This is a genomic window from Aquisalinus flavus (genome assembly GCF_014640095.1).
In the GTDB taxonomy this organism is placed as follows: Bacteria; Pseudomonadota; Alphaproteobacteria; order Caulobacterales; family Parvularculaceae; genus Aquisalinus; species Aquisalinus flavus.
On sequence record NZ_BMGH01000001.1, the window covers coordinates 1,377,228 to 1,401,523 of the forward strand.

Annotated in this window: 23 protein-coding genes; 12 read left to right on the forward strand and 11 right to left on the reverse strand. The window is 63.0% G+C overall.

Features of this window, described 5'->3' with window-relative positions; genetic code table 11:
• The first annotated feature begins 215 nt into the window (after positions 1 to 215).
• The 4 genes from IEV88_RS06325 to IEV88_RS06340 are packed head-to-tail and all read left to right on the forward strand — an operon-like array spanning position 216 to position 4,496.
• Positions 216 to 779 (forward strand): shikimate kinase, encoded by a 564-nt coding sequence (locus tag IEV88_RS06325; RefSeq protein WP_206711369.1) that lies wholly within the window; start codon positions 216 to 218, stop codon positions 777 to 779.
• Between the two features lie 4 nt (positions 780 to 783).
• Complete coding sequence (gene aroB / locus IEV88_RS06330) at positions 784 to 1,920, forward strand: 3-dehydroquinate synthase (protein WP_188160393.1); 1,137 nt, start codon at positions 784 to 786, stop codon at positions 1,918 to 1,920.
• A complete protein-coding gene (locus IEV88_RS06335) occupies positions 1,920 to 3,188 on the forward strand; it encodes an HlyC/CorC family transporter (protein ID WP_188160394.1) in 1,269 nt (422 codons plus the stop codon). Before aroB ends, IEV88_RS06335 begins: the two co-directional genes overlap by 1 nt.
• 15 nt (positions 3,189 to 3,203) lie before the next feature.
• Positions 3,204 to 4,496, forward strand: a complete 1,293-nt coding sequence (locus tag IEV88_RS06340) for a TCR/Tet family MFS transporter (protein ID WP_188160395.1) — start codon at positions 3,204 to 3,206, stop codon at positions 4,494 to 4,496.
• Here IEV88_RS06340 and IEV88_RS06345 read toward each other — a convergent pair.
• Positions 4,493 to 4,756, reverse strand: coding sequence for a BolA family protein (locus IEV88_RS06345; protein WP_188160396.1), 264 nt, complete (start codon positions 4,754 to 4,756; stop codon positions 4,493 to 4,495). The two genes, IEV88_RS06340 and IEV88_RS06345, sit on opposite strands and share 4 nt — an antisense overlap.
• A 99-nt stretch (positions 4,757 to 4,855) precedes the next feature.
• Between IEV88_RS06345 and IEV88_RS06350 the strand changes: the two genes are divergently transcribed.
• Both IEV88_RS06350 and cobS read left to right on the forward strand, forming a co-directional pair.
• A complete protein-coding gene (locus IEV88_RS06350) occupies positions 4,856 to 5,503 on the forward strand; it encodes a J domain-containing protein (RefSeq protein ID WP_188160397.1) in 648 nt (215 codons plus the stop codon).
• 93 nt (positions 5,504 to 5,596) lie between these two features.
• The gene (cobS, locus tag IEV88_RS06355; protein ID WP_188160398.1) at positions 5,597 to 6,589 is read left to right on the forward strand and encodes a cobaltochelatase subunit CobS; all 993 of its coding nucleotides are present in this window, start codon (positions 5,597 to 5,599) and stop codon (positions 6,587 to 6,589) included.
• Here cobS and IEV88_RS15310 read toward each other — a convergent pair.
• Positions 6,586 to 6,720, reverse strand: a complete 135-nt coding sequence (locus tag IEV88_RS15310; protein ID WP_268235729.1) for a hypothetical protein — start codon at positions 6,718 to 6,720, stop codon at positions 6,586 to 6,588. The two genes, cobS and IEV88_RS15310, sit on opposite strands and share 4 nt — an antisense overlap.
• A gap of 151 nt (positions 6,721 to 6,871) precedes the next feature.
• Between IEV88_RS15310 and IEV88_RS06360 the strand changes: the two genes are divergently transcribed.
• The gene (locus IEV88_RS06360; RefSeq protein ID WP_188160399.1) at positions 6,872 to 8,686 is read left to right on the forward strand and encodes an ATP-binding cassette domain-containing protein; all 1,815 of its coding nucleotides are present in this window, start codon (positions 6,872 to 6,874) and stop codon (positions 8,684 to 8,686) included.
• 23 nt (positions 8,687 to 8,709) lie between these two features.
• On the forward strand, positions 8,710 to 9,681 hold the full coding sequence (locus IEV88_RS06365) for a Gfo/Idh/MocA family protein (RefSeq protein WP_188160400.1): 972 nt from the start codon (positions 8,710 to 8,712) through the stop codon (positions 9,679 to 9,681).
• A 61-nt stretch (positions 9,682 to 9,742) separates the two neighbouring features.
• On the opposite strand, the gene IEV88_RS06370 is transcribed toward IEV88_RS06365, so the two are convergent.
• The 6 genes from IEV88_RS06370 to IEV88_RS06395 form a co-directional block, all read right to left on the reverse strand.
• The gene (locus IEV88_RS06370) at positions 9,743 to 10,081 is read right to left on the reverse strand and encodes a P-II family nitrogen regulator (protein ID WP_188160401.1); all 339 of its coding nucleotides are present in this window, start codon (positions 10,079 to 10,081) and stop codon (positions 9,743 to 9,745) included.
• A gap of 170 nt (positions 10,082 to 10,251) precedes the next feature.
• Positions 10,252 to 10,533, reverse strand: coding sequence for a sel1 repeat family protein (locus IEV88_RS06375; protein WP_188160402.1), 282 nt, complete (start codon positions 10,531 to 10,533; stop codon positions 10,252 to 10,254).
• A 155-nt stretch (positions 10,534 to 10,688) separates the two neighbouring features.
• Positions 10,689 to 12,245: an ArnT family glycosyltransferase gene (locus IEV88_RS06380; protein ID WP_188160403.1), complete on the reverse strand. Its 1,557-nt coding sequence runs from the start codon at positions 12,243 to 12,245 to the stop codon at positions 10,689 to 10,691.
• A 1-nt stretch (position 12,246) separates the two neighbouring features.
• The gene (gene gatB, locus IEV88_RS06385; protein WP_188160404.1) at positions 12,247 to 13,755 is read right to left on the reverse strand and encodes an Asp-tRNA(Asn)/Glu-tRNA(Gln) amidotransferase subunit GatB; all 1,509 of its coding nucleotides are present in this window, start codon (positions 13,753 to 13,755) and stop codon (positions 12,247 to 12,249) included.
• A gap of 88 nt (positions 13,756 to 13,843) precedes the next feature.
• Positions 13,844 to 14,470 carry a class I SAM-dependent methyltransferase gene (locus IEV88_RS06390; RefSeq protein ID WP_188160405.1) on the reverse strand — a complete coding sequence of 209 codons (627 nt, stop codon included), beginning with the start codon at positions 14,468 to 14,470 and terminating at the stop codon, positions 13,844 to 13,846.
• Positions 14,467 to 16,209 carry an FAD-dependent oxidoreductase gene (locus IEV88_RS06395; protein WP_188160406.1) on the reverse strand — a complete coding sequence of 581 codons (1,743 nt, stop codon included), beginning with the start codon at positions 16,207 to 16,209 and terminating at the stop codon, positions 14,467 to 14,469. Before IEV88_RS06395 ends, IEV88_RS06390 begins: the two co-directional genes overlap by 4 nt.
• Before the next feature lie 162 nt (positions 16,210 to 16,371).
• Between IEV88_RS06395 and IEV88_RS06400 the strand changes: the two genes are divergently transcribed.
• Positions 16,372 to 17,355, forward strand: a complete 984-nt coding sequence (locus tag IEV88_RS06400) for a malate dehydrogenase (protein WP_194420205.1) — start codon at positions 16,372 to 16,374, stop codon at positions 17,353 to 17,355.
• 984 nt (positions 17,356 to 18,339) lie between these two features.
• On the opposite strand, the gene gatA is transcribed toward IEV88_RS06400, so the two are convergent.
• The 3 genes from gatA to IEV88_RS06415 form a co-directional block, all read right to left on the reverse strand.
• Positions 18,340 to 19,854 carry an Asp-tRNA(Asn)/Glu-tRNA(Gln) amidotransferase subunit GatA gene (gatA, locus tag IEV88_RS06405; RefSeq protein WP_188160407.1) on the reverse strand — a complete coding sequence of 505 codons (1,515 nt, stop codon included), beginning with the start codon at positions 19,852 to 19,854 and terminating at the stop codon, positions 18,340 to 18,342.
• A 12-nt stretch (positions 19,855 to 19,866) separates the two neighbouring features.
• The gene (gene gatC / locus IEV88_RS06410; RefSeq protein ID WP_188160408.1) at positions 19,867 to 20,166 is read right to left on the reverse strand and encodes an Asp-tRNA(Asn)/Glu-tRNA(Gln) amidotransferase subunit GatC; all 300 of its coding nucleotides are present in this window, start codon (positions 20,164 to 20,166) and stop codon (positions 19,867 to 19,869) included.
• Positions 20,167 to 20,274: 108 nt separating this feature from the next.
• The gene (locus IEV88_RS06415; RefSeq protein ID WP_188160409.1) at positions 20,275 to 21,552 is read right to left on the reverse strand and encodes a hypothetical protein; all 1,278 of its coding nucleotides are present in this window, start codon (positions 21,550 to 21,552) and stop codon (positions 20,275 to 20,277) included.
• On the opposite strand from IEV88_RS06415, the gene ruvX reads away from it, so the two are divergent.
• The 3 genes from ruvX to IEV88_RS06430 all read left to right on the forward strand — a co-directional run bounded on the left by ruvX (position 21,551) and on the right by IEV88_RS06430 (position 24,296).
• Positions 21,551 to 22,012, forward strand: a complete 462-nt coding sequence (gene ruvX, locus IEV88_RS06420; protein ID WP_188160410.1) for a Holliday junction resolvase RuvX — start codon at positions 21,551 to 21,553, stop codon at positions 22,010 to 22,012. The two genes, IEV88_RS06415 and ruvX, sit on opposite strands and share 2 nt — an antisense overlap.
• A gap of 80 nt (positions 22,013 to 22,092) precedes the next feature.
• Positions 22,093 to 23,229: a DUF547 domain-containing protein gene (locus IEV88_RS06425; protein ID WP_188160411.1), complete on the forward strand. Its 1,137-nt coding sequence runs from the start codon at positions 22,093 to 22,095 to the stop codon at positions 23,227 to 23,229.
• 35 nt (positions 23,230 to 23,264) lie between these two features.
• The gene (locus IEV88_RS06430; RefSeq protein WP_206711370.1) at positions 23,265 to 24,296 is read left to right on the forward strand and encodes an aspartate carbamoyltransferase catalytic subunit; all 1,032 of its coding nucleotides are present in this window, start codon (positions 23,265 to 23,267) and stop codon (positions 24,294 to 24,296) included.

Consider the following 24,296-nt stretch of genomic DNA (forward strand, 5'->3'; position numbering starts at 1 on the left):
CACAAACAAAAACATGAAGAAACGCAAAGTCTCATCTCCTGATCGCCATTACCGTCCTGACAGCCCTTTGCCTCGGAAAGTCACTTTAGCCCCAATCGATAGGAGAGTGACAGGCCAAGGTGACAGGAAAAAGGCGCAATGATCCTGCAAACTTGAGCCTGCGCCCCGATCACGGCTGGCAACGGGCGCCGGTTTCGGATAAAGCCATGCCGGTTATGTCAGATTCTGCCGCTAGCGCACCGAAATATGGCGAGATTCCTCAAAAAACCATCGTCCTCGTGGGCATGATGGGCGTGGGCAAGACCACTGTCGGGCGCAAGCTCGCCGACATGCTCGACATCCCGTTTTTCGACGCCGACCACGAGATCGAGAAGGCAGCCAACATGTCGGTCAGCGACATCTTCTCGGAGCTCGGCGAAGCGTCCTTCCGCCAGGGCGAGCGCCGCGTGATCCGGCGGCTGCTGAAAGGCCCGCGCCATGTGCTCGCCACCGGCGGCGGTGCCTTTGCCGACGAGAAGACGCGCACGCTCGTCAAGGAGACGGCGATCTCTGTCTGGCTGCAGGCGGAGATCGACGTGATCCTCAGGCGCACCGGCAAGCGTGACACCCGCCCGCTCCTGCGCCAGGGCGATCCGCGCGAGACGCTGTCCCGGCTTCTGAAGCAGCGTGAACAATTTTATGCTCAGGCCGATATCGCCATCGTCAGCAAGGATGGACCGCACAAGCTGACGGCTGACAGAATACTGGACGAACTGGCAAAACTGGGCCAACAGGATTGATGTTATGACACAGCCAGAAACCGGGGCAGAAGCAGGGCCAGAAACAGTGCGCGTGGGCCTTGGCGGGCGCGCCTATGATATCCGTATCGGCGCGGGGCTGATCGGCAATGCGGGCGAGCATATCGCGCCGCTGCTGCCGCGCCGCAGGACGGTGATCGTCACGGACGAGCATGTCGCCGCCCTGCATGGCGAGGCGCTGACCGCCGCCCTTGCCAGAGCCGGTATCGCGACGGACTTGATCACCCTGCCCGCCGGCGAAGCGACGAAGCGATTCGAGATGCTGGAAAGCCTGACCGAGCAGCTGCTCGCCCTTGGCGTGGAACGCAAGGACGCGATCATTGCCCTTGGTGGCGGCGTCATCGGCGACATCACCGGCTTTGCCGCCGCGATCCTGCGGCGCGGCTGCCGCTTCATCCAGATCCCGACCAGCCTGCTGGCGCAGGTCGACAGCTCCGTAGGCGGAAAGACCGCGATCAATGCGAAGGCCGGCAAGAACCTGGTCGGCGCCTTTCACCAGCCGGTGCTGGTGCTCGCCGATACGGATGTGCTGCACACCCTGCCCGAACGGGAGCTGAAGGCCGGCTATGCCGAGATCGTCAAATATGGCGCCCTTGGCGATTTCGCCTTCTTCGAATGGCTGGAGGAAAACGGCACGGCGCTTCTTGCCGGCGATGACGACCTGCGCCGCGAAGCCGTCACGCGGTCGGTCAGCGCCAAGGCGCGGATCGTCGAGGAAGACGAGACCGAGGGCGGCGTGCGCGCCCTGCTGAATCTCGGCCACACTTTCGGCCATGCGCTGGAGGCGGCTACGGGCTATTCCTCGACCCTGCTCCATGGGGAAGGCGTCGCCATCGGCATGGCCATGGCCCTGCGCTATTCAGCCGAAGAAGGCCTGTGCCCGGGCCAGGACGCGGCGCGGCTGGAAGCGCATCTGGCGGCCTGCGGCATGCTGCCCGATATCACCACGCTCGCCGGTGTGCGAGAGGCTGGCGCTGAAGGGCTGCTCAAGCTCATGTATCAGGACAAGAAGGTCGAAGACGGCAAATTGACGCTGATCCTCGCCCGCCGCCTCGGCGAGGCCTTCATCGCCAGGGATGTCGAGCCCGACAAGGTTACACGCTTTCTGGAGCGCTATTTCTGATGGAACAGATTCTACCCACCTCGCTCATCATTTTCGGCCTTCTGCTGCTGTCGGCCTTTTTCTCCGGCTCGGAGACGGCCCTGACGGCGACATCACGCGCCCGCATGCGTTCCATGGAAGATCAGGGATCGAGCGCCGCCGGCGCGGTCAACAAGCTGATCAGCGACCGCGAAAGGCTGATCGGCGCAATCCTGCTCGGTAACAATCTCGTCAATATCCTCGCCTCGGCGCTGGCGACCAGCATGTTCATTTCGCTGTTCCCAGACGGTCCGGGCGAGGTCTATGCCACCATCGTCATGACGGTTCTCGTGCTGGTGTTCGCTGAGGTAACTCCCAAGACAGCGGCGATCGCGCGGCCTGAGGCCATCGCCATGCTCGTCGCCCGGCCGATGCGGATCGTCGTCACCCTGTTCGCCCCGGTCACCGCCGTCGTGCAGTGGATCGTGCGCTCCTCCCTGCGCACATTCGGACTGGATGTATCGCGGCAGGCGGACGTTCTGTCCGTCAGCGACGAGATCAAGGGCGCCCTCGACCTGCACCATGAGGAAGGCCAGATCGACAAGGAAGCCCGCGATATCATCCGCGGGGCGCTGGAGCTTGACGACATCCGCGTCGAAGAGATCATGCTCCACCGCAAGCAGATCGAGATGCTGGATATCAGCCTGCCGGTCGACGAGATCATCAGTGCCATGATGAATTCCAACCATACCCGCATTCCGCTATGGAAGGACGATTCGGACAATATCGTCGGCGTGCTGCACGCCAAGGACCTGCTGCGCGCCCTGTGGAGCGCGAAGATGGACACGTCCCGGATCGATATTGCGAGCCTGGCGATGGAGCCTTACTTCGTGCCGGAGACGACGACGCTGCAGGAACAGCTCGACGCCTTCAAGCTGACCCAGCAGCACTTTGCGCTGATCGTCGATGAATATGGCGCGCTGATGGGCCTGGTCACGCTGGAGGACATCCTCGAGGAGATCGTCGGCGAGATCGAGGACGAATATGACGAACCGCTGCAGGGCGTGCGCCCGCAGTCCGATGGCTCGATCAATGTCGACGGATCGGTCACGATCCGCGACCTCAACCGCGCCATGGACTGGCGCCTGCCCGACGAGGAAGCGGTAACCATTGCCGGCCTCGTTATCCATGAAGGCCAGTGCATCCCTGATGTCGGCCAGATCTTTTCCTTTCACGGGTTTCGCTTCGAAGTGCTCAAGCGCCGCCGCAACCAGATCACGGCGCTCAAGGTCACGCCGCTGGAGCAATAGGACACACCCTTTTTCATGGCCCCCTTTTCCCGCAAACCGGGCAAGTATGCACTCGCCTTCCTGTTTGTGACGGTGCTGCTCGATATTATTGGCCTGGGCATCATCATCCCGGTCATGCCGACCCTGCTGACCGAGCTGACCGGCAAGTCGGTATCAGAGGCCGCACCCTATGGCGGGGCGCTCCTGTTCGTTTATGCGGTGATGCAATTCTTCATGTCGCCCATCCTCGGCGGCCTGTCGGACAGGTTCGGCCGCCGCCCGGTGATCCTGTTCTCCCTGCTGGGCTATTCGATCGATTTCCTGTTGATGGCGCTCGCCCCGACCTATTGGTGGCTATTCCTCGGACGGGCCCTGTCCGGGGCGTTCGCGGCGACCTTCGCCACGGCCAATGCCTATATCGCCGACATCTCGCCGCCGGAAAAACGCGCCGCCAATTTCGGCCTGCTCGGCGCCGCCTTCGGCCTCGGCTTCATCATCGGGCCCGGCATCGGCGGCTGGCTCGGCGAAATGGGCACGCGCCTGCCCTTCTTTGCAGCGAGCGCGATCATCTTCGTCAACTTCGTATACGGCTTTTTCGTCTTGCCGGAGACGCTCGCCGAAGAGAACCGCCGTCCCTTCTCCTGGGGCCGGGCAAACCCGTTCGGCAGCCTGATCCAGGTGGCCAAATACCCGGTCGTGATCGGCGTGCTGGTCACCTATTTCGTGATGCAGTTCGCCCACAACTCGCTGCCTGCGATCTGGGCCTATTTCACCGAATGGAAATATGGCTGGTCACCGTTCGAGGTCGGCACGTCACTGATGTTTGTTGGTGTGCTCGCGGCCCTGGTGCAGGGCGGGCTGACGCGCAAGCTGATCCCGGTGATCGGCGAGCGCCGGGCGGTGCTGATCGGCGCGGCCTCGATGATCGCGTCTTTCGTCGGCTATTCCCTGCTCGCACCGACGGGCGTCTGGGTCTATCTCTGGCTCGTCATCGGCGCGCTTGGCGGCTTCATGATGCCGGCGATGCAGGGCCTGATGAGCCGGGCAACGCCGTCCAACGCCCAGGGCGAATTGCAGGGCGCCATAGCCTCGGTGATGTCGATCACCATGATGACCTCGCCGCTGACCATGACCCTGTTGTTCGAATATTTTACCGGGACCGGCGCGCCGGTGCAGTTCGCCGGCGCACCGTTCCTCGCCGCCGCGATCCTGCTGGCACTCGCCATGATCCCGTTCTGGATCACGATGGAAAGGGCAGACCTGCGCGCCCGCAACGCAGAGACGATTACCGATCAAAAGCCGGACGCGGCGAAAGAAACCCCCGCCTAACTCGGCACTTCCGTCATCATCGTCAGGGCATGGACCGGGCCGGCTAGTTCTTCGGCGAGGATCTCGTTCACCATCTTGTGACGCTGCAGGCGCGTCTTGCCCTCGAAGGCGGCGGAGACGATTCGCACCCGGAAATGGCTCTCGCCCGCGTCAGGCGCACCAGCGTGCCCCTTGTGCAGGTAGGACTGGTCCTCGATCTCCAGTTCAGCGGGCGAAAGCGCCGCTTCCAGCTTGTTTCTGATCGTGTCTGCAACGCTCATGTCACCACCCTTCCGGTAAAGGAAAACCGCTGAGGAAGCCACTTACCGGCCTGCAAGTCAAGACTGTTTTATCGCCGGCAAAACGCCCATAATCCCGCCATGCCAAAGAGTTACGAATACAAGCCGCGTATGGGCTTCGATATCCGCGCCAAGCCGACCAAGGGCGGGCGTACCGCGCGCAAGTCATGGGCCAAGCAGGACGTGCGTACCTGCGATCATCCGGAATGCGAAAACCCGGCTGAAGTGAGGGCACCGAAATCGCCCGACCAGCTCACCGAATTCTACTGGTTTTGCCCGGTCCATGCCCGCGAGCACAACAAGAACTGGAATTTCTTCGAGGGCAAGAGCGAGAGCGAGGCCCAGAAGATCCGTGAGTCGGCCCGCTATGGCGACCGCCCGACCTGGGAAATGGCAAGGAACTCCCGCGCTGCCGCAGCCGCACGCGCCTCTGTCGGCGACGAGGCCGTGATCAACGACTCCCTGGGTGTCTTCGCCCAGAGCCCTGATGCGAAGATCGACCGCGAAGCGGTGATGCGCGAGGGCCGCCGCCTGACCAAGCTGCAGATCAACGCGTTCAAGACCCTCAACCTGCAGCCGAACGCCTCCGCCGCCGATATCCGCAAACGCTATGCCGGGCTCGTCAAGCGCTTCCACCCGGACTCCAATGCGGGCGACCGCGGCGCCGAGGAGCAGTTACAGGAAGTGATCAAGGCGCACCAGATCTTGAAAAAGGCGAATTTCGTCTAACTACCCTGTCAACACCGACTGCGCTGAACGGGCACCTTGCACCTGGGCCCGGTTTGCGTGATGTTGCGCTGCATTATTGTTGAAGAGAGCCCTATGACGTCGATCGATACCAATGCCAGCTTTGCCGAAGCACCCGATATCACCGTCTCCGCCAGGCAGATGTTCGGCGTGCCGCTGGACATGGATGTGCCGGCCTTTTCCAAGGGCAATGAATATGTGCCGCCGCGCGACGAGACCTATCGCTTCGACCCGGAGACGACCCTGTCGATCCTCGCCGGCTTTGCCCATAACCGCCGCGTCATGGTCCAGGGCTATCACGGTACCGGCAAGTCTACCCATATCGAACAGGTCGCCGCGCGCCTCAACTGGCCGTGTATCCGGATCAACCTCGACAGCCATGTCAGCCGGATCGACCTGATCGGCAAGGACGCCATCGTGGTCGAGGACGGCAAGCAGATCACCGCCTTCCGCGAGGGGCTCTTGCCCTGGGCCTTCCAGCGCCCTGTCGCGCTCGTCTTTGATGAGTATGACGCCGGTCGCCCGGATGTGATGTTCGTGATCCAGCGCGTACTCGAGGCCGAAGGCCGCCTGACCCTGCTCGACCAGAACCGCGTCCTGTCACCGAACCCCTATTTCCGCCTGTTCGCAACGACCAACACGATCGGTCTCGGCGATACGACCGGGCTGTATCATGGCACCCAGCAGATCAATCAGGGCCAGATGGACCGGTGGTCGATCGTGACAACGCTGAATTACCTTGAGCATGACGAGGAAGCGGCGATCGTGCTGGCCAAGCTGCCGACCTATGACACCAGGGAAGGCAAGGAGAAAATCTCCGCCATGGTGCGGGTGGCGGACATGACCCGCAACGGCTTCATCAATGGCGATATCTCGACCGTGATGAGCCCGCGCACGGTCATCACCTGGGCGCAGAATGCGGAAATCTTCCAGAATATCGGCTATGCGTTCCGGGTGACGTTCCTGAACAAATGCGACGAGCTGGAGCGGCCGACGGTCGCGGAATTCTACCAGCGTGCCTTTGGCGAGGACCTGCCCGAGGCCGCCCACCAGCTCGGCATCAGCTAGAAGGCAGCGATCAGGTACAGCCCCAGCGGGATCGCGACCAGGACACCGATGAACACCAGCCCGACGAGGTCGAGCGAGGGTTCTTTCGGATAATCGTCTGACCCGATCTTGTCGTGATGCTCGTTGAACATGGCGAAATCTCCTTGCGGCATTACAACCCACGCGCCGCCTCGATGCCCATAAGACACCACGAACTGGGCATTTCTAAGGCTTTGACGGGGCCATACCGCGCACGCTAGAAGGCGCGGACTTGACGCTACTCAGTTATTTTCAGGCAGCACCATGACGCCTCCCCTGCTCACCCTCCGCGATATCGCATTGACCTTCGGCGGCACACCGTTGCTGACCGGGGCGGAGTTGTTCGTCCAGGACCGCGACCGGCTCTGCCTCGTCGGCCGTAACGGCTCGGGCAAATCGACGCTGCTGAAGATCGCGGCGGGCCTCGTCGAGGCCGACAGCGGCGAGCGCATGATCAAGCCGGACGTGACCGTGCGCTATCTGGAGCAGGAGCCGGATTTTTCCGGCCATGCGACGATCCGCGACTATGTCGCCGCCGGGCTGACGCTGGGCGATGAGGAATATCGCATCGACTACATGCTGACCGAGCTTGGCCTGACCGGCGCGGAACACCCGGCAAAGCTGTCCGGCGGCGAGGCGCGCCGCGCCGCGCTTGCCCGTGTCATGGCGCCCGAGCCTGACATCCTGCTGATGGACGAGCCGACCAACCATCTCGACCTGCCGGTCATCGACTGGCTGGAGCGCGAACTGAAATCGACCCGCTCTGCGGTCGTGCTGATCAGCCACGACCGGCGGTTCCTCGAGAACATCACGTCACGGACGATCTGGCTCGACCGCGGCAAGACGCGCGACCTGAACCAGGGCTTCGGCGCGTTCGAGGAATGGCGCGACACGGTGCTCGAGCAGGAGGAGATGGAACAGCACAAGCTCGACCGCAAGATCGTGCGCGAGGAACACTGGGTCACCTATGGCGTCACCGCGCGGCGCAAGCGCAATGTCCGCCGCATGAAGGAGCTTGGCGATCTGCGCGCCCAGCGCCGCGAGACGGTGAAGGTCCAGGGCGGGGTCAAACTCGCTGCCAGCGAGAGCGGCCAGTCCGGCAAGCTGGTGATCGAGGCCGAGCATCTCGCCAAGTCCTATGGCGAACGCGAAATCGTGAAGGATTTCTCCATTCGCATCCAGCGCGGCGACCGCATCGGCTTTGCCGGGCCCAATGGCGCGGGCAAGACGACGCTGTTGAAGATGCTGATCGGCGCGCTCGAGCCCGACAGCGGCTCGATCCGTATCGGCACCAATCTGGAAATCATCACCCTGGACCAGAAGCGCGACAGCCTGAAGCCGGAAACGCGGCTGATGGATGCGCTGACCGGCGGGCGCGGCGACATGGTTTCCGTCGGCGGCCAGCAGCGCCACGTCATGAGCTATCTCAAGGACTTCCTGTTCCAGCCGGAACAGGCCCGCTCGCAGGTTTCGGCTCTGTCCGGCGGCGAGCGCGGGCGGCTGGCGCTGGCCATCGCCCTCGCCCAGCCCTCCAATTTGATGGTGCTCGACGAGCCGACCAACGATCTCGATCTGGAGACCCTCGACCTGTTGCAGGAGATGATCGCGGCGTATGACGGCACCGTGCTGCTCGTCTCCCACGACCGCGATTTCCTCGACCGCACGGTCACAGCGACCATCGCGCCGGAAGGCGATGGCACATGGCGCGTCTGGCCCGGCGGCTATACCGACATGATGCGCCAGAAACGCGAAATGCCGGTGCGCGAGGCACCCGCCACGGACAAGACTGCGGACAAACCGAAGCCCGACATGGCTTCAGCCGCACCCCAGCCACACAAGAAGGCCAAACTGTCCTACAAGGATCAATACGCGCTCGATACGCTTCCAACGGAGCTGGAAAAGCTGCAACAGGAAATCGCGGCATATGAAAAAGTCCTCGCCGATGCCAACCTGTTCATGAAGGACCCGGACAAATTCAAGAAAGCGACCGCCGCGCTTGAGGCAGCACAGGCGAGTCTCGCCGAGAAGGAAGAGCGCTGGCTCGAGCTGGAAATGATGCGCGAGAGCCTTGAGGGCTGAGCGCGAACCGCAAGGAGGAATACATGCTGAGAATCGGACTGCTGGGCGCCTCGAGGATCGCCCCGAAGGCCCTGATCCCGCAAGTCGCCAAGCGTGACGACTGCACCATCGTCGCTGCCAGCTGCCGCGATGTGGAGCGCGGCAAGGCCTATGCCCTCGAACACGCCATAGAGCGCTGCGAGACGAGCTATGAGGCGCTCGTGGACGCCGGCGATATCGACATCGTCTACAATGCCCTGCCGCCGCACCGGCACAAGGATCTGACCATCCGTGCGCTGAAGGCCGGCAAGCATGTTCTGTGCGAGAAACCCTTCGCCATGAACGCCGCCGAGGCGCAGGAAATGGCCGATGCTGCGGCACAAAGCGGAACAGTGCTGCTCGAAGCCTTTCACTATCGCTTCCATCCCGCTTTTGCCCGCGTGCTGGAGATCGTACGCGAGGGCCGTCTCGGCACGCTGCGCGAAATGGAAAGCGTCTTCACCGTGACCATTCCCGACCGCGACGGCGAGCTGCGTCATGAGCCAGACCTCGGCGGCGGCTCGCTGATGGATCTCGGCTGCTATTGCATTCACGCGCTGCGCTCCATCGCCGGGAGCGAGCCGCATGTCGAGCGGGCCGTGGCGCAGGACAATGGCAAGGGCGCGGATATGGGCATGGAGGCCTATCTCACCTTTCCGGGCGGCATATCGGCGCACATCCATTCCTCCATGCGCGAGGATATCGGCTTCGAGGCGAGCGTGAAGCTGACCGGCGAGAACGGCATCCTCCACTACGCCAATTTCGTCCACCCCCATAAGGGCCACAAGATCACCCTGCGCGTGCACGGGCAGGACGATATCGAGACCGTGCAGGGCGAGACGACCTATGACCACCAGCTCGATCATTTCATCAATCTGGTGAAGGGCGAGGCCGAACCGGTCCTGCCGCCCTCCGACGCCGTCGCCAATATGGCGCTGATCAACGCGATCTACGCGGCGGCGGGCATGACGCGATAAAAAAACGGCGCCGCCGGTTGAACCGGACGGCGCTGCATAAACCCTGTCTGGAAGGGTGCTTCTAGAGAGCTGATTCGTCGACTTCGCCGGTCCGGATGCGGACGGCTTTTTCAAGGTCGACGACAAAAACCTTGCCGTCACCGATGGAGCCCGAGCCGGCTGCCTTGACCACCGCCTCGACCACCTGGTCGGCAATGCCGGCAGCAACCGCGATCTCCAACTTCAGCTTGGGAAGGAAATTCACCTGGTATTCCGTGCCGCGATAAACCTCGGCATGCCCCTTCTGGCGGCCATAGCCCTTGACGTCGCTGACAGTCATGCCCTGAACGCCGACCTTGCCGAGCGCGTCGCGCACTTCATCCAGTTTCTGCGGTTTGATAATTGCTGTGATCAGTTTCACTGGCCTCACCTTCCGGTTCGTATGGAAAAACAGATTTATAGCCTGTTCACCCGGGAAGATAAAGTGCCAGCGTTTTATATTTTCATAGCATTAAGTGGCGCACGCCTGCCCCAAAACCGGCCATTTGCCCCGCGGTCTCGCTCTAATCTGCCTTTCGGTGATTGGCGGCCCTAGAGAGACATCGCGCCCTGGCGGTTTGACAGCCATTCGCGCGCCATGCGCTGGGCATCGGCAACCTGGTCGGACGTCATCTCCAGCAGCAATTCCTTGCGATAGAGGCGCGCATCGGCATTGCCCTTCATCGCGGACAGGTTGAACCATTTATGCGCCTTGACGATGTCGTAATCCGCCGCGCCCGGCGTCGATGCTTCCAGGCCCAGACGGTACATGTCGTCGGCGCTGAGCAGTTTTTCGGCCCCTTGCAGGATATTCGGTGTAATACTGATGGACATTCTGAGCCCCTTTCCTTCTTCCAGACAGTGCGATGAACAGGCCTAAGACCCGTTAACCACGCCGACTATGTCAGGATCAGGATGAAGATCACGTAAACGGCAAATTTATCGTTTGTTTACGGAGTTTTTAGACGGCGTTAATAATTGAAACGCTCTTACGGCCAGGGTTTGTCCGTACAGAAATTATTGTAGAACGGGTCAGTTTCCGGCACGGGAGATATGCCCCATTGCGTGCTGCGCCAGCCATTTGCGCGAATCGGGTGGTTCCACGGCGCGTCGACGATGCGCGTTCCGGGGGTCTCTGAAACCGCCCTGAACTGGTCCTGCACCGGCTGGCCGAGCAGTTCTTCCGACCAGACGAAATAGCAGGCGCGCCCGCCGCGCGTGTCGATCGTATTGTAAAAAAGCAGGTTCATGGCGCGCACATCGGCATCGGGCAGCAGGCGGCGCAGATTGCCGGCGGTGTTCTCCTCATAGGCAATATAGATACCGCCCTTGTCGAAGCCCTCTTCCTCGATCGCCGTCTCCAGCGCGTCATAGGGGATCCAGCGCCAGCATTCGTCACACACCGGCGCGCCGGCCCAGCCGACATTGACGACGCGCAGTACCGCCATCACGGCGACCGCACCGATCAGCGTCTTCACCCATGTGCCATCGCCCTTTTCGGCCACGGCCACCCGCACCCGCGCCATCAGCCAGAAGAAGCCCGGGAGGAAGAACGGCACAACATAGCGCTCGGTCACGTTGGACACGCCGAGGAACAGGACGCCCGCGAGAATGACTACGATACTGACGATGATCGAGCGGCGGCTCAGCTGCAGCAACGGATCGCTGACGATCGCCGCTCTTGTGAAGGCCTTGCGGGCGATGACGGCGACAATGATCAAAAACGGCACATAGAAGGACAGGATCGCGACCAGCGCATCGCCAAGCCCTTCGCCGACCCGTTCCCAATGGCCGCCATCGAGGCCGAGCTTCACGCCCGCATACCATTCCAGCAGCTCGCGATGGGCGTTGAGCCACAGGATATGCGGCAGCAGGATCAGCCCGGCGAGGAGCACGGAGGTGCCGATACGCCAGTGCAGCATGGTCCTGCGCATGTCGCGATCGAGCACTAGGGGAATGCCGACCGCGACGAGGAAACCGGCGAAATTATACTTCGCCATCAGGCCGAAGCCGACCGAGGCGCCGAAGATCAGGTAATCCGCCCACCGCTTTTCCTGTAACAGGCGGATCAGCGCCCAGAAGGAAAAGCAGGTCGCGGCGATGGTCATCAGCGAGTGGGTGAAGGCCTGATGATAGTTCCAGCCGATCTGGTAGAGCAGTAGCGCGGAGAAGACGGTAATCGCGGCCCAGCGCTGGCCCGCGCCATCGCTGCCGAACAGCCGCCGCCCGGCCAGGAACAGAAAGCCCGCCGAGAACACCAGGAGCCCGTATTTGACGATCAGGAAGGAGACAAGCCCCGGCCCCGTCAGTTGCTGCACCAGTGTCAGCGACCATTCGAACAGCGGCGGGTTGTCGGGCAGATAACCCCAGCGCAGTTCCTGGGTGAAGATATTTTCCTTCGGATCATCCATCGCCAGCTGGAACCCGGCAATCAGCCGGATCAGCGAATTGACGATGCCGTAAAGCGTGGCAAGGATCAGCACGCCGCCGAAGGAGAATGGCTCGAAGCCCTTCCTGGCTGTCGCCCCCTCGCCCCGCGCCAGCATGCTATTCGACGCCCAGCTTGGCTTTCAGGATATCGTTGACCGCCTGCGGATTGGCCTTGCCGCCGGTCGCCTTCATCACCTGGCCGACGAACCAGCCCATCGTCTTGGGCTTTTCCTTCAACTGCGCGACCTGGTCCGGATTGGCGGCGATGATGTCATCGACGACCTTCTCGATCGCGCCCGTATCGGTGACCTGTTTCAGGCCGCGGGCCTCGACGATCTCGGCCGGGTCGCCGCCCTCTTCCAGCATGATCTCGAAAACCTGCTTGGCGATCTTGCCGGAGATGGTCTTGTCGGCGATCAGGTCGAGCAGCCCGCCAAGCTGGTCGGCGCTGACCGGCGAGTCGGAAATGTCGCGGTCCATCTTGTTCAGGGCACCGAAGAAATCGCCCATCACCCAGTTCGCCGCCATCTTGCCGTCACGGCCCTTGGCGACCGCCTCGAAGAAGTCGGCCTTCTCCCGGTCCATGGCGAGGATGGTCGAGTCGTAAAGCGGCAGGCCGTATTCCTCGACGAAGCGGCGCTTCTTCTCGTCCGGCAGTTCCGGCAGCGTCGCGCGGATCTCCTCGACCCAGTCTTGTGAAAATTCCAGCGGTAACAGGTCCGGATCGGGGAAGTAGCGATAGTCATGCGCGTCTTCCTTGGTGCGCATGATCCGCGTCTCGCCGGTCGCGACATTGAACAGGCGCGTCTCCTGGTCGATCCTGCCGCCGGCCTCCAGCACCTCGATCTGGCGGCGCGCTTCATAGTCGATGACCTGGCGCACATAGCGGATCGAGTTGACGTTCTTGGTTTCCGTCCGTGTACCGAGATGTTTGAAATCGCCGGTCTCGAGGAACTTGTCATAACCGCCGGCACGACACACCGAGACGTTCACGTCCGCCCGCATCGAGCCCTGCTCCATATTGCCGTCGCAGGTGCCGAGATAGCGCACGATGGTGCGCAGCTTGGAAAAGTAGGCCGAGCCCTCCTCGGCCGAGCGCATATGCGGCTTGGAGACGATCTCCATCAGCGCGACGCCGGAACGGTTGAGGTCGACATAAGATTCTTTCGGCGCAAGGTCGTGGATCGACTTGCCGGCATCCTGTTCCAGATGCAGCCGCTCGATACCGACCGTGATCACCTCGCCATCATCGAGCTCGACCTCGATCTCGCCCTCGCCGACGATCGGGTCCTTGTACTGGGATATCTGATAGCCCTGCGGCAGGTCCGGGTAGAAATAGTTCTTCCGGTCGAAGCGCGACCAGGTGTTGATCTTGGCGTTCAGCCCCAGCCCGGTCTTGATCGCCTGCTCGACGCAATAGCGGTTGATGACCGGCAGCATGCCCGGCATCGCCGCATCGACGAGCGAGACATTCTCGTTCGGCCCGGCGCCATACTCGGCCGACGCGCCGGAGAACAGCTTGGCATTGGACGACACCTGGGCATGGACCTCCAGCCCGACAACGACTTCCCAGTCGCCGGTTGCGCCTTGCAGAACTTTACGGGGGGCTGTGATGGTCTCGCTCATGGTCGTCTTCAATATCTGGTTGTTGGCAGGATTTCGAACCCCTGTCCTATTCGCTTTCTGCGCGGGAATAAAGTGCCGAAAGAACGGTTTATGGCTTCCGCCGCAACGCCACGGCCAGTTCCGCCTTGCCGCCGAGACTGGGATGCGGAAACGCCTGCGGCTCGGCATCCGGCCACGCCCACCGCTCGCCTGAGAACAGCGCCCGCATATCGGCCATGTCGCAGCCATAGGGCGGGCCGCCGCGCTCTTGTTTCTGCATGAACAGGGCGAGCAGATGGCCGCCGGGGGCGATCTGCGCATACGCCGCTGCCTCGTACTCCTCCCGCTTGCTCGGGTGGATCGCGCACAGGAAAGTCTGCTCATAATAGAGATCGACCGGCCTGTCGGGGCGGAAGGCCAGCGCGTCGCCGGTGACGAGCGTCCCGGTCAGCCCCGCCGCCTTGAACTGTTGCCACTGCCAGACGATGGCGCTCGACGCATAATCAACCGCGCTCACCGTCAGCCCGAGACTGGCAAAGGCCAGCGGTTCGAGGGAGCGCCCGCAGCCCGGCACATAGACGGACTTGCCCGCAGCGATCAGCCCGGCATCAAGCCACAGGGTGAACGCCGGATGCAATTCGCCCCGCTCCCATGGCGCGTCATCAGCGCGGAACCGCGCGTCCCAGTCTACCGATTGGCGGTCTTCCGATTTGGCTTCGGAGTCGCCTTCACTCATACCGTCACCTTCTCCGGCTCAGCCGCGGCATCCTTCGTGCGCAGCTCGGCCAGCACCTTGTGAATATCCGACACGCAGACCGAGCCTTCTCCCACCGCAGACGCCACCCGCTTGACCGATTGCGCGCGCACATCGCCGACGGCGAAGATGCCGGGGCGAGAGGATTCGAACGTATAGGGCTGGCGCTGGCACGCCTCGCCGCCCTTGATCTTCTCCCAAGCGATACCCGCATCGCGCCCGGTGATGATGAAGCCCTTCTCGTCAAGGGCGAGACAGCCCTCCACCCATTTGGTGTTCGGCACCGCCCCGATCATCAGGAAGATGTGGCCGATATCGCGGGTCGTGACCTCGCCGGTCTTGCGGTGTTTCCACTGCGCCTTGCGCAGCGCCTCATCGCCCTCGATATGGCAAAGCTCGGTATTCTCATAGAGCGTGATGCCGGACGACGCCTTGATCCGCCCGACCAGATAATCCGACATCGTGTCGGCCACATCAGCCCGGCGCACCAGCATGTGCACATGTTTCGAATGCTGGGCGAGATAGACCGCCGCCTGCCCGGCCGAATTGCCGCCGCCGATGACCACGACCTCACCGTCCGTACACAGCCGCGCCTCCAGCGCCGTCGCCGCATAATGCACGTTCTGGCCGTCATAATCCGACAGATTGTCGACCTCCATCGAGCGATAGCTGGCGCCCGACGCGATCACCACGGTGCGCGCCTGCACCCGCTCGCCGCTTTCCATCTCCAGCGTATACGGATGGTCATCACAATGCAGCGCCTTGACGCAATAGGGCACGGCCATGACCGCGCCGAATTTCTGCGCCTGGATGAACGCCCGGCCCGCCAGCGCCTGGCCGGAAATGCCGGTCGGGAAGCCGAGATAGTTCTCGATCTTCGACGAGGTCCCCGCCTGCCCGCCAGGGGCCAGATCCTCGACGATCAGCGTGGACAGCCCTTCCGAGGCCGCATAGACCGCCGCCGCCAGCCCCGACGGCCCGCCGCCGATCACCGCCGTGTCATAGATCTCGCCGTCGGTGAATTCATGGCTGATGCCGAGGAAATGCCCCAGCTCCAGCAGGCCCGGATTGCGGATCGTCGCATCGCCGTGACCGATCACCACCGGCAGGCATTGCGGCGACAGGTTCAGCCCCTGCATCACCGGCTCGGCCTCGACTTCGTTCTCCTCCAGCGTCAGCACCTTGACCGGATAGCCATTGCGCCGCAGGAAGCGCTCGATCTGCAGCATCCGGCTGGAGCCCCTGTTGCCGATGACGATCACAGCCCCCTTCTCATGTTCCATCAGCGCGACATGGCGAAGGATGAAGGCGCGCATGATGATCTCGGCGAGGTCCGGCAGCGCCGTCATCATCTCGCGGAACTGGTCCCGGGTCAGACGCAGCACCTCGCCATCCTCGCCCATCCGGCCGGAGACGAGGATCTTGCGGTCGTTGAACAGGTCGAGCTCGCCGCTGAAATGATGGCGGCTGTGGCGGGCGAACACGTTTACCTCGCCGCGGCCCTGATCGTCGAACACCTCGACATGGCCCGACAGTACGACGAAGAAATCCACCGTCCGGTCGCCACGGGAAAAGAGCACCGTGCCCTTCGCCAGCGTCTCGGCGGCACCATAGGGGCGGATGCGGTCGACCTGGTCGTCGGTCAGCATCGGGAAGGTTTGCGCTGCCCTGGCATTGGGATCGGCGGCGTTCTGCCCCGGCGTCTGGGTCGTCTCGGCCATATTGTCTCTCCTGCTCTCCCGTCCAAGATAGGCATGGCGGGCCGCCCCGGCAATTGCCCCCACCCCTGCAGCGCCCCTGCTGCGCCCTTCTTGATCGCGACCGGCATTGGGACTATGCCATGGCCACGGAATTCTACCGCAACGCAATAAGAGGAAATCATCATGAAAGCACCAGTCCGCGTCGCCGTTACCGGCGCAGCCGGCCAGATCGGTTATGCGCTCCTGTTCCGCATCGCTTCGGGCGACATGCTCGGCAAGGACCAGCCGGTCATCCTGCAGATGCTCGAAATCACCCCGGCCCTGCCGGCGCTTGAAGGCGTGATCATGGAGCTGAACGACTGCGCCTTCCCGCTGCTCGCCGGCACGGTCGCGACCGACGACCCGAATGTCGCCTTCAAGGACGCCGACTTCGCCCTCCTCGTCGGCGCCATGCCGCGCAAGCAGGGCATGGAGCGCAAGGACCTGCTGGAAGCCAATGGCGGCATTTTCGGCCCACAGGGCAAGGCGATCAACGATCACGCCTCGCGCGACGTCAAGGTTCTGGTCGTCGGCAACCCGGCCAACACCAACGCGCTGATCGCCCAGCAGAACGCGCCTGATCTCGACCCGAAATGCTTCACCGCCATGGTCCGCCTCGACCATAACCGCGCCATGAGCCAGCTCGCCGAGAAGACGGGCGCCCATTCGACCGACGTCAAGGGCATCACCATCTGGGGCAACCACTCCTCGACCCAGTATCCCGACCTGCACCACGCCACCGTCAACGGCAAGCCGGCCCTGACCCAGGTTGACCAGGACTGGTACGAGAACACCTATATCCCGGAAGTCCAGCAACGCGGCGCGGCCATCATCAAGGCCCGCGGCGCGTCCTCTGCCGCTTCCGCCGCCTCCGCCGCCATCGACCACATGCGCTCCTGGGCGCTCGGCACCGAGGGCGACGAATGGGTCTCCATGGGCATCCCGTCAGACGGCTCCTATGGCATCGAGCCGGGCGTCATCTATGGCTATCCGGTCACCTGCAAGGACGGCAAATACGAGATCGTCCAGGGCCTCGACATCAACGACTTCTCCCGCTTGCGGCTGGACGCAACGGAGCAAGAGCTGCGCGAGGAACGCGCCGCCGTCGAAGGCCTGTTCGGAAAGTAAGCTCTGCTTACAGAGGAACAATACAAAGCCCGGCGGGAAATCGCCGGGCTTTTTTTCGTAGGGTGCATGGAGCGAAGCGCAATGCACCATGAGAAAGGATAGTCCGGGAACGGTGCATTGCGCTCGCGCTCCATGCACCCTACCTGCCACATGCTCTCCCTCTCTTTACTGAGCCTGCCTTTTCCTGAAACGAAAACAGCATAGCCTGTTTTCGTTTCAGGAAAAGCACGGCTGCCCATGGTTTTACCGGGCTGATTTAGTCAAGGAGCGCAGCCCGGCTCCGCCGGTGGCCCTGCGGGCCATCCTTGACGAAATCCGACCGGTGAAACACGCGCTCCATGCTATTTTCCCGTCATCCCGGGGGATGCGCCAGCATCAACCCGGGACCCAGCTCTGATATAATGGGTGCTTAAAGAACAGCCTTTCTCTCACGCCATCGCGCCAGAGATGGGTCCCGGCTCGCGCTGCGCTTGGCCGGGATGACGGGTTGCGAGTTTTTGAGCGACCAAAACTTATCCCCGCCCCCCATTTGTCAAGTATAACTCTCCCCAAGCCCGGTGAGGACCGGGCCAAGGCGCCGCTGGCGAAGTGTGACCTGCACGGAGCACCGGCGTATCAGGTTTCTGCCGGCATTGGAGGGTGTGTACAGCTTTGCATCGTCCGGCGGAACGGCGTCCCGGGGTAGCCCCCGGGCGGGAGAGCTATGCACTTTGGCCCCGCATCGAACGCCGCCGTGCATGGCGAGAGCTATGCCAGTCATTTTATTATTTCAGAGGCGATGGCCGCCATGCACGGGCCCCCTCCTTGCACAACGCCGATGGCACAGCCATGCGGCGGTTTTGGCATGCCCCTCACGCGTAAAATGCTGACGCATTTTCCGACCTCTCCCGAGGGAGAGGTTGGGCATTGCACAAAATTCGAGATTGGTCCTCACCTCTCCCTCTGGGAGAGGTCAAAATCAGCCTGCTGATTTCGGGTGAGGGCCTACACCCACCACTCGTCCGGCTTGGCCGTAAACCCGGCCGACTGCTCCAGCGCATCGGCGCCGCGCAAGAGCGTTTCCTCATCAAAAGGCCGGCCGATCAGCTGCAGGCCCAGCGGCAGGCCCTGGCCGTCGAGACCGGCAGGCACGGAAATGCCCGGCAGGCCGGCGAGGTTCGCGGTGACGGTGAAGATGTCGTTGAGATACATTTCGACCGGGTCGGCATTCTTCTTCTCGCCGAGGCCGAACGCAGAAGACGGCGTCGATGGGGTCAGGATCAGGTCAACCTGCTTGTACGCCTCCTGGAACTCGTCGAAGATCTTCTTGCGCACCTTCTGTGCACGGATGTAATAGGCATCGTAATAGCCTGCCGACAGCACATAGGTGCCGATCAGGATGCGGCGCTTGACCTCGTCGCCGAAGCCGGCGGCGCGGGTCTTTTCATACAGCGCAGTGATGTTGTCCTTGTCATCGGCGACGCGCAGGCCGTATTTGACGCCGTCATAACGGGCAAGGTTCGACGACGCTTCCGCCGGCGCGACGATGTAATAGACCGGCAGCGCATATTTCGTCAGCGGCAGGGAGATATCGACGATCTCGGCGCCGGCATCCTTCATCCAGTCGATGCCCTGCTGCCAGAGCTTCTCGATCTCTTCCGGCATGCCGTCAATGCGATATTCCTTCGGCACGCCGATCTTCAGGCCCTTCACGCCCTGGCCCAGCACCGCCTCATAGTCCGGCACCGGACGGTCGATGCAGGTGGAATCCTTCGGGTCATGCCCGGCCATCGACTTCAGCATGATGGCGCTGTCGCGCACCGTGCGGGTGATCGGCCCGGCCTGGTCCAGCGACGAGGCAAAGGCGACAATGCCCCAGCGCGACACGCGGCCATAGGTCGGCTTCAGGCCGACCGTGCCGGTAAACGCCGCAGGCTGACGGATCGAGCCGCCAGTGTCGGTCGCGGTCGCGGCAGCACACAGCCGCGCGGCAACGGCAGACGAAGACCCGCCGGACGAGCCGCCCGGTGTCAGCCCGCCGACGACCTTGCCGGCCTCGATACGGGTCGCGTTATCCCCGGTCCGGCGCCACGGGTTTACAACGTCACCATAATAGGACGTCTCGTTGGACGATCCCATGGCGAATTCGTCGAGGTTCAGCTTGCCCAGCATCACCGCGCCGTCGCCGAACAAATTGGTCGTCACGGTCGATTCATATTTCGGGTGGAAGCCATCGAGGATGTGGCTCGCCGCCGTCGTCAGCGTGTCGCGGGTGCAGAACAAATCCTTGATGCCCAGCGGCACGCCTTCCAGCGCCCCGCCCTCGCCTTTCGCGAGTTTGGCGTCAGACTCAGCGGCCTTGTCGCGGGCAATGTCCGGCGTCGGCGTGATGAAGGCATTCAGCGCCGCCGCGCCCTCGATCCGGGCGATATAGGCGTCGGTTACCTCGGCGGAGGTGAAGTCTTTTTTCTTCAGCCCGTCGCGCAGGTCGGCAAGGGAGAGTTCGGTGTAATCAGTCATCTGTCTATCTGCCTATTCGACAACTTTGGGCACGACGAAGAAGTGATCTTCCGTCTTCGGCGCATTGGCGACAATATCCTCCGGCTTGCCCCCGCCGGTATAGTCATGGGTCAGCACGTCCTCACGCATCGGCAGCTGCGCCTCGACCGTCGAGGCCATCGCCTCTACGCCCTCGACATCGACTTCCTGCAACATCTCGATCCAGTCGAGAATGCCGGAGAGTTCCCTGGCGAGCGGTTCGAGGCGCTCTTCCGGCTCGGCGATGCGGGCCAGCTTGGCGACCTTGCGGACGGTTTCCTTGTCGATGGACATGGGGTTTCCCTGAATGCTTGTCGTGAAAGAATATCGTCACCGGTTAGCAAGCCCGCCCCGCAAGGGCAAGGGCGTTCAAGGGCAAGGGCGTTGCTGGGCTTGCCGACCCTAGAGCGAGCCCTCGAACAGCCCGTCGACGATCATCCGGCCATTGGCGCCGGACCAGTCGGCCCGCACGAACTGGCGCAGCGACCGGGTGAACGGCTCGCTGCCCGACCATTCGGCGGCGAAATCGTAGAACGCCTCGGCGGACTGGCCGTCCCGGCGACCGGCGGCAAAATCGGCAAACGCCTTCCATGTGGCAACCACCGTCGCCCCCTCGCGCTGGGCCGACAGGGCCGTCCACGCCATCACGCCGCAGGCATAGCTTGCCTCATGCTCGCCCCGTGCCGCTGCCCTGTCGAGCGGGCCGCCAGCCAGCGCATTGGCGCAAGTCCGCTGGGTCCGGCCCAGCATCGCGGCGTAATCGGCGTCGGCATATTGCTCGGTGATGAACAGGCTCTCCAGCCCGATCGCCTGCGCGCCGCCCTCATGCAGCCAGTCCGGCGCGGCACCGACGCCGTCGCGTTCCAGCTGCCACAGATGGGCCATCTCATGGGCGATGTTCTCCAGCACGCGGCGCCGGGCCTCCTGCCCGACCTCATTGAGGCCACCGCCGATAAAGCGGATCAGCACCTGGCCGCGCACGCTGTCGCCCTCGATGGCGATCTGCCCCGGCTGGCCGGCGGCATAAAGCATGTACAGCTCCGGCCGGGCCGGGAGATCGCCCCCCAGCACGCCCTTGTAGTAATCGTTCAGCACGGCGATGGAATTGCCGATCATCCCCTGCACCGCCTGCGGCATCGCCTCCTCATAGAGCATGACGATGTTCTCGCCCTCCCAGAGCAGCGGCTGGCCGACCCACTGGAAGCGCGGGCCCGGAGACTGGCCGGAAACGCGCTGGCCATTGACCGCGACCGGCTGGAACGGCGTGATGTCGATGACCGCCGCCCCAGTGCCATACTGCACCAGCGGATAGGCCTTGGCCGGTGTCTCCAGAGAGCGGTCGATAACGATGCTGACCAGATCGAATGGCTCGCTGCCGTCAAAGCCGATGCCATCGCCCTCGCCCGCCATGCGCACGATCTCGCCATTCATGGTGACCGAGAGTGCCGCCAGATAGTCCGGCGACAGACCGATGGTCAGGCTCTCCACCGGCTCGACCGGGCGATAGCCGATTTCCACCCCCGCCTCGGTCAGGAACGGATAGAGTTGCACCTGATAGCTCTGGCTCCCCTGCGGTGCCGGGCGCAGGATCAGGACGAGGGCCAGCACGAACAGGGCGAGCCCGCCCGCCGCCACCGCCAGGGTTGCCGCGCCCGGTGTTTTGCCCGATAGGACGCTCATGTCAGGAAATTTCATCGACCAGCTCGCAGCCTTTCCGCCGTCAGGGCCCGTCTTCGGGCTCGATCTCGGAACAAAGACAATCGGCATCGCCGTGTCAAACCCGGAAAGAAGCCTGGCGACGCCTGTCACCACGATTCGCCGCAAGAAGTTCACCCAGGACGCAGAGGCGATGCTGGCGCTGGCCACAGAGCGCCGCGTCACCGGCATCGTGCTCGGTCTGCCGATCAATATGGACGGCACCGAAGGCCCCCGCGCCCAGGCGACCCGCGCCTTCGCCCGCAATCTGGCCCGGCTGTGCGACCTGCCGGTCGCGTTCTGGGACGAGCGGCTGTCAACTGCGGCGGCGGAACGCGAGATGATCGCGCTGGATACCAGCCGCGCCCGGCGCGCCGCGACGATCGACGAGATGGCTGCGACCTATATCCTGCAGGGCGCACTCGACCGGATGAGGGCCGGATAAAGGCGCGGCAACAAATCGGCTGGCAGAATCTGCCCGGACTGCTAGGTTGATGCAAATTGTATCAGTCTGTGTGGGACATCATGATCACTCGTCTCTTCGCCATCGTCTCAATGCTGGCGGTCGCCGCCTGCGCGACCACCGAAACCGCAACCCGCGCCGAGCGCGAACCGGCGCTGACGCAATTCGCGCCGGCGCCGTCGGTCAATACGCGGCTCGACTATGAGGTCTGGGACGAGCTTCTGTCCGGCATGGTCTTTTCCTTCGGCCAGTCCCTGCGCACCCGCGCCGGGTCACCGCCCCCGAAAACCGGCTCGAACCTGACGCCGGGCCATGACTCGCCTTACCGGCTGGAAGGCAATCGCGTCGTCTTTTCGCTGTTCACCGATGAGTACAAGGCGCTGATCGTCGAATACCGCATCGCGCTGGAAGATATCGGCAACGAGATCGACATCGCCACGCTGAGCCGCAACGAGCAGCTCGCCTATTGGCTCAACCTGCACAACGCGTTGATGATCGAGACCATCGCGGTCAACTATCCGGTCAAGCAGCCCCACCGCCTGCTCTTCGGCGATCCGGGCGTTCTGCTGGATGACGCCGACCTCGTCACCATCCAGGGCGTGCCGCTGTCGCTGCGCGATATCCGCGAGCGCATCGTCTATCCCCATTGGGACGACCCGCTGGTCATCTATGGCTTTTTCCGCGGCAATATCGGCGGCCCCAGCATTCGCCGGGAAGCCTATAGCTCTTCCAACCTGTCGGCCAATTTGCGCTTCAACGCGACGGAGTTCGTCAACTCCCTGCGCGGGGTCAGCGAGCGGACCAACACGATCGACGTCTCGCAGATCTATTATGAGGCCGCGCCGTGGTATTTCCCCGACTTCGAGACGGATGTGAAAGCCCACATCGCCCGCTACGCCACCGCCGATGTCTCGGAGATCCTCGAAAATGACCGGCCGCTGCGCAAGGGTGTCTACGAGTATGATATTGCCGACCTCGCCGGCGGCGTCGAAGGCGGATCGAGCTATTACGTCGTCGATGCCCTGAGTGGTCAGGAGGACATCAATATCGACGTGCCGCAGACCGTCACCCGCCTGCTCAAGGAGTTCGAGAACAAGATCGAAACCGCCAATCGCCGGCGCCTTTTCGAAGGCCGTCCGCGTGGCACCGTCACCATCATCGATGGCGACGAGCAGCAGGACACGACAGAGATCGACTGACGCGAACGCCGGTGCTGGCGGGCGCAGGATCGCGCTTGCCAGCGCCCCGCGATCACGCCTATATCCCGGGTTTGATGAGCCTTTATCCCGAACGCCCGACACCGCCCGCCGGCGGCCTGTCCCGGATGCATCTGACCGGCATCAACGCCCTGTCGGATGACGACCTGATTTTCCTCCTGCAGCTCGCCCAGTATTACCGGGCGCTGATGCGCGATGATCTCGATATCCCGCTGCGCCTCAAGGGCCGCACCCAGGTCAATCTGTTCTTCGAGAACTCGACCCGCACCAATTGCTCGTTCGAACTGGCGGGCAAGAAGCTGGGCGCCGATGTCATCGTCGTGCCGGTCGCCGCCTCCTCGGTGCACAAGGGCGAGGAACTGCAGGATACGACCCAGACCCTCGCCGCCATGGGCGCCGATGCGATGGTCGTGCGCAACAAGGAACATGATACCGCCGAGTTCGTCTCGTCCGCGCTCGGCAAGGCCGGCATCCCCTGCGCGGTCATCAATGCCGGCGAAGGCACGCGCAGCCACCCGACACAGGCCCTTCTCGATGCGGCGACCATGCTGGAAAGCCTCGGCCGCACACCGGATGAAGGCCTGAAAGGCATAACCGTCGCGATCTGCGGCGATATTCGCCACTCGCGCGTTGCCGGCTCCAATGCCGAGCTGCTGCCGCGTCTCGGCGCGGATGTCCGCTTCGTCGGGCCGGAGCAACTGCATCCTGCCGCCACCCAGTACGGCCATGTCGAGCGCTATACCTCGCTGGACCAGGGCCTTGCCGGCTGCGACTTCGTCATGGCCCTCCGTATGCAGATGGAGCGCATGGAAGGCGGTTATGGCATGACCAATGAGGAGTACCATGCCAGCTTCGGCCTGACCCATGAGACGCTCGGGCTTGCCGGACAACACGCAAAAGTCCTGCATCCGGGGCCGATGAACCGGGGGATCGAGATTTCCGGCGCACTTGCCGATGACCGGGCCCGCTCGTTGATTCTCGACCAGGTCGCCCATGGCGTGACGACCCGCATGGCCGTTCTCGACGCACTCTTGACTGAACAGGAATGA

What these genes read in the sequence shown, in the direction of transcription:
- gatB (WP_188160404.1), bottom strand. Translation starts at nt 13,755, where the DNA reads ATGAGCGAGACCATCACAGCCCCCCGTAAAGTTCTGCAAGGCGCAACC.
- IEV88_RS06395 (WP_188160406.1), bottom strand. Translation starts at nt 16,209, where the DNA reads ATGGCCGAGACGACCCAGACGCCGGGGCAGAACGCCGCCGATCCCAAT.
- IEV88_RS06425 (WP_188160411.1), top strand. Translation starts at nt 22,093, where the DNA reads ATGATCACTCGTCTCTTCGCCATCGTCTCAATGCTGGCGGTCGCCGCC.
- IEV88_RS06345 (WP_188160396.1), bottom strand. Translation starts at nt 4,756, where the DNA reads ATGAGCGTTGCAGACACGATCAGAAACAAGCTGGAAGCGGCGCTTTCG.
- IEV88_RS06350 (WP_188160397.1), top strand. Translation starts at nt 4,856, where the DNA reads ATGCCAAAGAGTTACGAATACAAGCCGCGTATGGGCTTCGATATCCGC.
- IEV88_RS15310 (WP_268235729.1), bottom strand. Translation starts at nt 6,720, where the DNA reads ATGTTCAACGAGCATCACGACAAGATCGGGTCAGACGATTATCCGAAA.
- IEV88_RS06340 (WP_188160395.1), top strand. Translation starts at nt 3,204, where the DNA reads ATGGCCCCCTTTTCCCGCAAACCGGGCAAGTATGCACTCGCCTTCCTG.
- gatC (WP_188160408.1), bottom strand. Translation starts at nt 20,166, where the DNA reads ATGTCCATCGACAAGGAAACCGTCCGCAAGGTCGCCAAGCTGGCCCGC.
- IEV88_RS06360 (WP_188160399.1), top strand. Translation starts at nt 6,872, where the DNA reads ATGACGCCTCCCCTGCTCACCCTCCGCGATATCGCATTGACCTTCGGC.
- IEV88_RS06400 (WP_194420205.1), top strand. Translation starts at nt 16,372, where the DNA reads ATGAAAGCACCAGTCCGCGTCGCCGTTACCGGCGCAGCCGGCCAGATC.
- IEV88_RS06325 (WP_206711369.1), top strand. Translation starts at nt 216, where the DNA reads ATGTCAGATTCTGCCGCTAGCGCACCGAAATATGGCGAGATTCCTCAA.
- aroB (WP_188160393.1), top strand. Translation starts at nt 784, where the DNA reads ATGACACAGCCAGAAACCGGGGCAGAAGCAGGGCCAGAAACAGTGCGC.
- ruvX (WP_188160410.1), top strand. Translation starts at nt 21,551, where the DNA reads ATGTCAGGAAATTTCATCGACCAGCTCGCAGCCTTTCCGCCGTCAGGG.
- IEV88_RS06335 (WP_188160394.1), top strand. Translation starts at nt 1,920, where the DNA reads ATGGAACAGATTCTACCCACCTCGCTCATCATTTTCGGCCTTCTGCTG.
- IEV88_RS06365 (WP_188160400.1), top strand. Translation starts at nt 8,710, where the DNA reads ATGCTGAGAATCGGACTGCTGGGCGCCTCGAGGATCGCCCCGAAGGCC.
- cobS (WP_188160398.1), top strand. Translation starts at nt 5,597, where the DNA reads ATGACGTCGATCGATACCAATGCCAGCTTTGCCGAAGCACCCGATATC.
- IEV88_RS06390 (WP_188160405.1), bottom strand. Translation starts at nt 14,470, where the DNA reads ATGAGTGAAGGCGACTCCGAAGCCAAATCGGAAGACCGCCAATCGGTA.
- IEV88_RS06375 (WP_188160402.1), bottom strand. Translation starts at nt 10,533, where the DNA reads ATGTCCATCAGTATTACACCGAATATCCTGCAAGGGGCCGAAAAACTG.
- IEV88_RS06415 (WP_188160409.1), bottom strand. Translation starts at nt 21,552, where the DNA reads ATGAGCGTCCTATCGGGCAAAACACCGGGCGCGGCAACCCTGGCGGTG.
- IEV88_RS06380 (WP_188160403.1), bottom strand. Translation starts at nt 12,245, where the DNA reads ATGCTGGCGCGGGGCGAGGGGGCGACAGCCAGGAAGGGCTTCGAGCCA.
- gatA (WP_188160407.1), bottom strand. Translation starts at nt 19,854, where the DNA reads ATGACTGATTACACCGAACTCTCCCTTGCCGACCTGCGCGACGGGCTG.